This is a genomic window from Streptomyces sp. SID11385, from assembly GCF_010548245.1.
GTDB lineage: Bacteria > Actinomycetota > Actinomycetes > Streptomycetales > Streptomycetaceae > Streptomyces.
This window is the reverse complement of the sequence record NZ_JAAGLR010000045.1, coordinates 1-8196: the sequence shown is the minus strand read 5'-3', so window position 1 is coordinate 8196 and position 8196 is coordinate 1. Positions and strand designations below refer to the sequence as shown.

Here is an 8196-nt window from a genome sequence, read left to right as displayed (position 1 = left end):
CGGAGCGGAAGCGTCTCGCCGACGCGCACGCCGCCGAGCGGAAGCGTGCCGCCGAGGCGCACGCGGCCGAGGTACGGCGTCTCGCGGCGGAGCACGCGGCGGAGCTGGCCCGGCGGGAGGACGAACACCGCGCCGCCGCGGACAGGTTGACGGCCGAACACGCCGAGGAGCGCGACTCGCTCGCCGCCCGGTGCGACCGGCTGGTCGCGGAGACCGCCCGGCTCACGGCCCGCGCGCGCGAGGCGAACAGCTCCCGCGCCGCCGCGCTGTCCGCGACGGCGAACGCGGCCGGGCGGATGCAGGCCCTGTCCACCGGCATGCTCGCCGACCTCCGCGCCATGGAGGAGAAGCACCAGGACGAGGAAGTCCTCGCCGACCTGTTCCACCTCGACCACCGCACCGCGCAGGCCGGTCGTCTCGCGGACTCCGTCGCGGTGCTCACCGGCGCCCGGTCGGGCCGCCGTTGGGCCCGTCCCATCACCATGGAGTCGGTCCTGCGCGGTGCCATGGGCCGGATCGGCGGATACCGGCGCGTCCGCGTCCACTCCGCCGGCGAGACCGCCGTCGCCGGGCACGCGGCCGAGGGCGTCATGCACGCGCTCGCCGAACTCCTCGACAACGCCGCCACGTTCTCGCCGCCCACGGCCGAGGTGCACGTCTACGTCGAGGAGGTCCCGTCCGGCGTCATCGTGTCCATCGAGGACAGCGGCCTCGTCATGGGCGAGGCCCAACTGCGCCGCGCCGAACGGGCGGTGTCCGGCGCGTCCGTGGAGCTGGGCGGCCTCACCGGCACCCGGCTCGGGCTCGCCGTGGTCGGCAGGCTCGCCCGCCGCTACGGCCTCCAGGTCTCGTACCGGCCCTCGGCGCGCGGCGGGACCGGCGTGCTGGTGCTCGTCCCGCAGGAGATCCTCGTACCCGCCGGGGGCTCCGCCCTCCCCCACCCGGGTACGGATGCCGGGACGGCCACGAGCGGGACGTCCGCCACGGCCACCACGGCGGCCGGGACCGGCCCGTCCGCCCCGTCCGTCGCCCCGTCCCTCCCCCGCCGCGGCGACACCGGTACGGGCGCCGCTGGGAGCAGTACCGCGGACTCAACGGACGACGCGGGCTCCCCGGATGCGGCGGGCTCCCCGGCCGAGGACTCCGCGCAGCCCCCGCTCGTCCTCCCGCGCCGCCGTCGCGGGCAGACGCTCGCCAAGGCCGAGCGCGGCCACTCCGGCGGCGCCACGCCGTCCCGCCCCGCCCCCACCGCCGAGGAGACCCGGGCCCGCACGGCCCGCTTCCACACCTTCCGCCAGGCGGTACGGGCGGTCAACGACGGCCAGTCCCCCGAATCCACGCTCACGAACACCCCCCTGCCCCAGCAGGCCGGGGGCGGAGCCGGCACGACCCCGCCCGGCCCCACCCCAGGACCCACCCCCGGGTCCGCCCCGGAGGCCCTCGCGGACGCGGCGGCACTCACGACCCCCCAGAGCCCGGAAGGCGACACCACACCATGACCGGCACGACCGCCGACGAGAAGCTCACCTGGCTGATAGAGGGCCTGCTGGAGCGCACACCGGGCGCCCGGCACGCGCTCGTGCTCTCCCGCGACGGCCTCAAGCTGTGCCGTACCCCGGAACTCTCCGGCGACCAGGCCGACCAGCTCGCCGCGATCGCCGCGGGCATCCAGTCCCTGTCGCACGGCGCCTCCGTCGAGTTCGGCGACGGCACCGGCGGCGTCCGCTCGGCGATGGCCGAGTTCTACGGCGGTGTGCTCTTCATCGTGGAGGCCGGCGAGGGCGCCCATCTCGCCGTCGTCACCGCGGAGGACGCCGACGCCGGTCTCGTCGGGCACAACATGAGTGAACTCGTCGAACAGCTCGGCGAGCACCTGACCGCCCTCCCCAGGAACTCGTGAGCAGGCCCGGCAGGGACGACACGCCCGACCGGCTGTACACCCTGACCCAGGGACGCAGCCGGCCCGGCCCGGACGCCCCGTTCGACCTCGTGACGCTGGTCGTCGCCGAGTGCGATCCGATGCCCGGCATGCAGTCCGAACACGCGGCGATCCTGCGCCTGACCGAACGTCCCACGGCGGCCGTGGAGATCGCGGCCGAACTGGGCCTCCCGGTGAGCATCACCCGCATCCTGCTCGCCGACCTCCACGCGGCGGGCAAGGTCAGCGCCCGCCACCCGCGCACGGCCGCCGTACCCGACCCCGACATCCTGGAGCAGGTGCTCGTTGGACTCCGCAACCTCTGAGACGCGCACGCCACTCGGCGCGAGCGCCGACAACGGCCTCAAGATCGTGGTCGTGGGCGGCTTCGGCGCCGGCAAGACGACGATGGTCCGGTCGGTGAGCGAGATACGTCCCCTCAACACCGAGGAGACGATGACCCAGGCCGGCGAAGCCGTCGACGACAACAGCTCGGTGAGCGGCAAGACGGCGACCACGGTCGCCTTCGACTTCGGCCGCATCACGCTGGACGCCCGCAACGTGCTGTACCTGTTCGGCGCGCCGGGCCAGGAGCGCTTCTGGTTCCTGTGGGACCGGCTGTTCTCCGGCACGCTGGGCGCGGTCGTCCTCGTCGACACCCGCCGTATCGACGACTCGTGGTACGCCATCGACCGGCTGGAGAAGCACGGCACGCCGTTCGTCGTGGCGTGCAACGACTTCGGCGGTCCTCCCTTCACCCCGGAACAGATCCGCGAGGCGCTCGACCTCGACCCGCACGTGCCGCTGGTCACCTGCAACGCCCGGTCCAGGGAGTCCAGCAAGCTCGTGCTGATCACGCTGGTGGAGTACGTCCAGGCGGTGTACGCCGACGCCCGCGCCGTACCGCCCGCCGCCAGTGCCGACGCCCCCGCGGACCGCGCGGCCCGGACCACCCGTCAGGAGCTGGTGTGAGCACCGTCCCCGTCCCCGCGCCCGTCCGCCTCAGCGGCCCGCTGCTCCAGGACGACCCGGCCCGCGTGTACCGGGAGTTGCGCCGCGACCACGGCGCGGTCGTGCCGGTGCTGCTCGACGGCGACGTACCGGCCTGGCTGGTGCTCGGCTACCGCGAGCTGCACCAGATCACCGGCGACCCGGTGCTCTTCAGCCGGGACTCCGACCTGTGGAGCCAGTGGGCGGACATCCCCGACGACTGGCCGCTGCTGCCGATGATCGGCCGCAAGCAGCCCTCGATCCTCTACACGGTCGGCGCCCGCCACCGGGAGCGCGCGGGCATGCTGACCGCCGCCCTGGAGGCCGTCGACCCGTCCGAACTGCGCGCGCACGCGGAGAAGTTCGCCGACGAGCTGATCGACGCGATCTGCCCGAAGGGCGCCGCCGACCTCATCGCCGACTTCGCGATGCTGCTGCCGGTACGCGTCCTGGCCCGGCTGTACGGCGTCGCCGACGAGGACGGCCCGGCGATGGTGACCGCCCTCAACGACATGATCGACGGCCGGGAACGCGCGCTGGCGGGCCAGTCGCACCTGTTCACGTCGATGACGAGCCTCGTGGCGAGCCGGCGCGCGGAGCCCGCGGACGACGTCGTGTCCCGGATGCTCGCCGACACCTCGGGCTTCGGCGACGAGGAGATCGTCCAGGACCTGATGGTGATGATGGCGGCCGGGCACCAGCCGACCGCCGACTGGATCGGCAACTCGCTGCGCCTGATGCTCACCGACAGCCGGTTCGCCGCCTCGCTGTTCGGGGGGCGCAACAGCATCGCCGAGGCGATGAACGAGGTGCTGTGGGAGGACACGCCGACGCAGAACGTGGCGGGCCGCTGGGCCTCCCGCGACACCCGGCTCGGCGGTCGCGCGATCCGGGCCGGCGACATGCTCCTCCTCGGCCTCCAGGGCGCCAACTCCGACCCGCAGGTGCGCACCGACCAGTCGGCGCTGACGGGTGGCAACGGGGCCCACTTCTCCTTCGGGCACGGTGAGCACCGCTGCCCGTTCCCGGCGCAGGAGATCGCGGAGGTGATCGCGCGGACCGGCATCGAGGTCGTCCTCGACCGGCTGCCCGACATCGATCTCGCGGTGTCGGCCGAGTCGCTGGCACGTCGCCCGTCACCGTGGCTGCGCGGCCTGACCGAACTCCCGGTCACCTTCACACCCACCCCCGCTCTTGGAGGACCGTACGCATGACGGCAGTTACGGAAACGCGCTCGGCGGAACCCGAGCAGCACCGCATCCACCTCGACCCGTTCGTCTCCGACCTGGAGGGGGAGAGCGCCGCGCTGCGGGCGGCGGGCCCGCTGGCCGCCGTGATGCTGCCCGGCGACGTGCCGGTGTGGGCGGTCACGCACCACGCGGAGGCCAAGAAGCTGCTCACCGATCCGCGCGTGGTCAAGGACATCAACGTCTGGGGCGCCTGGCAGCGCGGCGAGATCGCCCCCGACTGGCCGCTGATCGGGCTCGCCAACCCGGGGCGTTCGATGCTGACCGTGGACGGCGCCGACCACCGCAGGCTGCGCGGCCTGGTCGCGCAGGCACTCACACCGCGCCGGGTGGAGCGGATGCGCGCGCGCATCGCCGAGCTGACGGACGGCCTCCTCGACCAGGTGGCCGAGCAGGCGGCGGCGGACGGCACGGTCGACCTGAAGGCGGTCTTCGCCTACCCGCTGCCGATGTACGTCATCGCCGACCTGATGGGCCTGGACGAGGCGATCCTGCCCCGCCTGAAGGTGCTGTTCGAGAAGTTCTTCTCCACGCAGACCCCGCCGGAGGAGGTCGTCGCGACCCTCACCGAGCTGGGCGGCATCATGGCCGACGCGGTGACCCGCAAGCGCGAGAACCCGGGCGACGACCTGACCTCGGCGCTCATCCAGGCGTCCGAGAACGGCGACACGCTCACCGACCAGGAGATCGTCTCGACCCTCCAGCTCATGGTCGCGGCCGGGCACGAGACGACGATCTCCCTCATCGTCAACGCGGTCCGCAACCTCGCCGCCCACCCGGAGCAGCGCGCGCTGGTCCTCTCGGGCGAGGCCGACTGGTCGGCGGTCGTCGAGGAGACACTGCGCTGGTCGACGCCCACCTCGCACGTGCTGATCCGGTTCGCCACCGAGGACGTGCCCGTCGGCGACAAGGTGCTCCCTGCCGGGGACGCGCTGATCGTGTCGTTCGCCGCGATCGGCCGCGACGAGCAGGCCCACGGCCCGTCGGCGAACGAGTTCGACATCACCCGCGAGACGGCGGCCCGGCACATCTCCTTCGGGCACGGACCGCACGTGTGCCCCGGCGCGGCGCTGTCCCGCCTGGAGGCGGGCGTCGCCCTCCCGGCCCTGTACACCCGTTTCCCCGGCCTGGACCTCGCGGTCGCGCCGGGCGAACTGCGCAACAAGCCGGTGGTCACCCAGAACGACCTGTACGAGCTGCCGGTCCGCCTCGACGGCTGAGGCTCGGCCCCCGGGGACGCGCCTCAGCCGTCGAGGCGCGTCCCCGGGTGTCCCCGCCTCAGCCCAGCCGGTTGACCGGCGCGCCCCAACTGTCGCGGTACGCCTTCCAGTCGGCCTCCGTCGCGGCGAAGTCCACGTAGAGGGCGAGGCCGAAGCGGACGCGTTCGCGGTCGGTGCGGGCGAGGCCGAGGCGGGCGCCGCGCACGGCGGCCGCCACCGTTTCGGCGGCGGCCCGGTGGCCGAACTTGTTCTCGTGGTAGAAGGGCATGCCCATGAGCAAGTCGGTCTCGTGCGGGGTGACTTCGAGGGCGAGTTCCGTCTGCTGGGCCACATAGCCCCCGTACAGGCTCTCCAGCGGCATCGCCGTGTCGTACGACATGACGGCGATCTGGTCGACGCGGTGCGCGACCTGCCCGAAGTACGCCTGGCTCCAGTACTTCTCGTGCCCGCTGACCGCGCCGAAGACGGTGTGCAGGCTCGGCAGCGGGTCGATCTGGTGCGCGGCGACGGAGAGCGGGGCGTGCCGCGCGGCCGTGAGGGTGTGCAGGCGGGAGAGGAGGCCGAGGAAGTCGCGGTCCCCGGAGTGGAGGGGCTCGAAGTCGAAGTGCAGGCCCTGGAATCCGGCGGCGAGTATCTGCCGCGAGGACGTGAGGATCGCCGCGCGCGTCTTCGGGTCCGCCATGCTGAGCCCCTCGGGGGACTCGGTGTCGAGCACGTCGCCGAGCCAGGCCGACACGCGGAGCCGGGGCAGGCGCTCGTGGAGCCCTTCGACGAGCCAACCCGCCTTCGGGTAGAGCTTCTTCGGGAGCGTGCCGTCGTGCTCCAGCGGGCCCGCGTGCACGTACAGATCGCGGATTCCGGTGTACCGGAGCTGTTCGGCGAGCCGGTCGAGATCGCCCGTGTCCTTGCGCCCGTCGACCCACGCGTGCCCGAGCCACAGCGCGTCACGGCCGCGCGTCCGCGTCCCGTCGCCGGGCTCCCCCGCGTACGAGAACCGCAGCCAGGTCCCCGCCGCGAGCAGCGGCACCAGGACGACCAGCACCACGCCGAGGGCCGTCCACCGCAGTACCCGCACCCAACGGGGCCTGCGCCGACGGGCGTTCGGCGGTGTCCCCGGCGCGTCCCCCTCGGCCCCGTCCGCGTCCCGCTCCACGGTCTCCGTCTGCATCCGCCCGCCTCCTGGCCCACCGAGCCCGGAGCCACCCCCCGGCACGTCGCACAGAGTAACCGACACGCCGGGGGCCTTCGACTGGAGGCCGCATCAGACGGGGGCCTTCGCCTGGAGTCCGCGTCAGAACAGGCTCAGCAGCGCCTCCGCCGCGTCCACGCCGCTCGACTCCCCGTCCGGCAGCCCCAGTTCGAACCACACCGTCTTCCCGTGCGGCGTCCGGCGCGAGCCCCAGGAGGCGGCGAGCAGCCCGACGAGCTGGAGCCCGCGCCCCCCTTCGTCCGTGTCCTTGGCGCGTCGCCGCCTCGGCTGCACGAGCCCCTCGTCCCACACCTCGCACACGAGCGTCCGGTCCAGGAGCAGCCGCAGCCTGATCTCCCCGTCCCCGTACCGCAGGGCGTTCGTCACCAGCTCGCTGACCAGCAGCTCCGTGGTGTCGGCGAGGGCTTCGAGCCCCCACCCGGCGAGCCGTTCCCGCGTGTACTCGCGGGCCTTGCCGACCGATTGCGGGTCGCGCGGCAGCGTCCAGTCGCCGACGTTCTCCGCGGGCAGGCCCTGCACGCGCGCCATGAGGAGGGCGATGTCGTCCTCGCCGTGGTGCGTGTCGAGGCGCCGCAGGACCTGGTCGCAGATGTCCTCCAGCGAACGCCCGGGATCGGTGAGGGCGTTGCGGAAGGCGAGCAGGCCCTCGTCGAGCGGCTGGTGCCTGGACTCGACGAGCCCGTCCGTGTAGAGCGCGAGGAGCGCGCCCTCCGGCAGCTCGACGGTGACCTCCTCGAAGGGCTCGCCGCCCACGCCGAGCGGCATGCCCGGGGGCACGTCGAGGAGGAGCGCGGGCCGGTGGGCGCCGCTCGGCTCCAGGAGGACGGGCGGCAGGTGGCCCGCGTTGGCGAAGGTGCAGCGGCGGGTCACGGAGTCGTACACCGCGTACACGCACGTGGCGAGGTAGACCTCGGCGAGGTCCGTGTCCTGGTCCTGGCGGGCCGGGCGCGTCGTCTGCTGCGGCGAGCCGAGCCCCTGGGCGATCTCGTCCAAGTGCGAAAGCACTTCGGCGGGTTCCAGGTCGAGCAGCGCGAGGGTCCGTACGGCGGTGCGCAGTTCGCCCATCGCCGCCGCCGCGCGCAGCCCGCGTCCCATGACGTCCCCGACGACGAGTGCCGTGCGGTGGCCGGGGAGTTCGATGACGTCGAACCAGTCCCCGCCCACCTCGGTGGCCTCGTTGCCCGGGAGGTAGCGGCAGGCGATGTCGAGCCCCGCCGCCTCCGGTTCGCCGGGCGGCAGCAGGCTGCGCTGGAGGAGCAGGGCGCGTTCGTGCTCGCGCCGGTACAGGCGCGCGTTGTCGATGAACACGGCCGCGCGCGTGGCGAGTTCGACGGCGAGCGCGCGGTCCCGCTCGCCGAAGGGCTCGCTGCCCTTCGTCCGGGCGAACTGCGCGAGCCCGACGACCTTGTCGTGCGCGACCATCGGCACGGCGAGCGTGGACTGCACGAGATCGCCGTCCGTCCCCGGCAGCAGTTCGGGCCGCGCGGTGCGCAGCACGCGGGCGCGGGGCGAGTCGGAGGGGTAGCGGTGCACGGCGCCGACGTCGACGGAGCCCGCCCCGGCCCCGTGCCGCCGCGCCTCCTCGGGGCCCGGCCCGTACCCGTACCAGGG

At 73.8% G+C, this 8196-nt stretch carries 8 protein-coding genes; 6 read left to right on the top strand and 2 right to left on the bottom strand.

Going from position 1 to position 8196, the window contains the following annotated elements; genetic code table 11:
* The 6 genes from G3I42_RS02005 to G3I42_RS01980 all read left to right on the top strand — a co-directional run.
* On the top strand, positions 1-1499 hold a 1499-nt coding region (locus G3I42_RS02005; RefSeq protein WP_164282134.1), incomplete at its 5' end, for an ATP-binding protein.
* Complete coding sequence (locus G3I42_RS02000; protein WP_164282133.1) at positions 1496-1900, top strand: roadblock/LC7 domain-containing protein; 405 nt, start codon at positions 1496-1498, stop codon at positions 1898-1900. The genes G3I42_RS02005 and G3I42_RS02000, both read left to right, overlap by 4 nt.
* A complete protein-coding gene (locus tag G3I42_RS01995; RefSeq protein ID WP_164282132.1) occupies positions 1897-2244 on the top strand; it encodes a DUF742 domain-containing protein in 348 nt (115 codons plus the stop codon). The genes G3I42_RS02000 and G3I42_RS01995 overlap by 4 nt, the downstream gene beginning before the upstream one ends.
* Positions 2225-2890 (top strand): ATP/GTP-binding protein, encoded by a 666-nt coding sequence (locus G3I42_RS01990; protein WP_239096206.1) that lies wholly within the window; start codon positions 2225-2227, stop codon positions 2888-2890. Before G3I42_RS01995 ends, G3I42_RS01990 begins: the two co-directional genes overlap by 20 nt.
* On the top strand, positions 2887-4122 hold the full coding sequence (locus G3I42_RS01985) for a cytochrome P450 (RefSeq protein ID WP_164282131.1): 1236 nt from the start codon (positions 2887-2889) through the stop codon (positions 4120-4122). The genes G3I42_RS01990 and G3I42_RS01985 overlap by 4 nt, the downstream gene beginning before the upstream one ends.
* Entirely contained in the window at positions 4119-5375 is a 1257-nt protein-coding gene (locus G3I42_RS01980) for a cytochrome P450 (protein ID WP_164282130.1), read from the top strand. The genes G3I42_RS01985 and G3I42_RS01980 overlap by 4 nt, the downstream gene beginning before the upstream one ends.
* A 58-nt stretch (positions 5376-5433) precedes the next feature.
* On the opposite strand, the gene G3I42_RS01975 is transcribed toward G3I42_RS01980, so the two are convergent.
* Together G3I42_RS01975 and G3I42_RS01970 are read right to left on the bottom strand one after the other, a co-directional pair.
* Positions 5434-6543 carry a hypothetical protein gene (locus G3I42_RS01975; protein WP_164282129.1) on the bottom strand — a complete coding sequence of 370 codons (1110 nt, stop codon included), beginning with the start codon at positions 6541-6543 and terminating at the stop codon, positions 5434-5436.
* 123 nt (positions 6544-6666) lie between these two features.
* Positions 6667-8196: SpoIIE family protein phosphatase (locus G3I42_RS01970; protein ID WP_203606243.1), on the bottom strand; the 1530-nt coding region annotated here is incomplete at its 5' end.

What these genes read in the sequence shown, in the direction of transcription:
- G3I42_RS02000 (WP_164282133.1), top strand. Translation starts at nt 1,496, where the DNA reads ATGACCGGCACGACCGCCGACGAGAAGCTCACCTGGCTGATAGAGGGC.
- G3I42_RS01980 (WP_164282130.1), top strand. Translation starts at nt 4,119, where the DNA reads ATGACGGCAGTTACGGAAACGCGCTCGGCGGAACCCGAGCAGCACCGC.
- G3I42_RS01975 (WP_164282129.1), bottom strand. Translation starts at nt 6,543, where the DNA reads ATGCAGACGGAGACCGTGGAGCGGGACGCGGACGGGGCCGAGGGGGAC.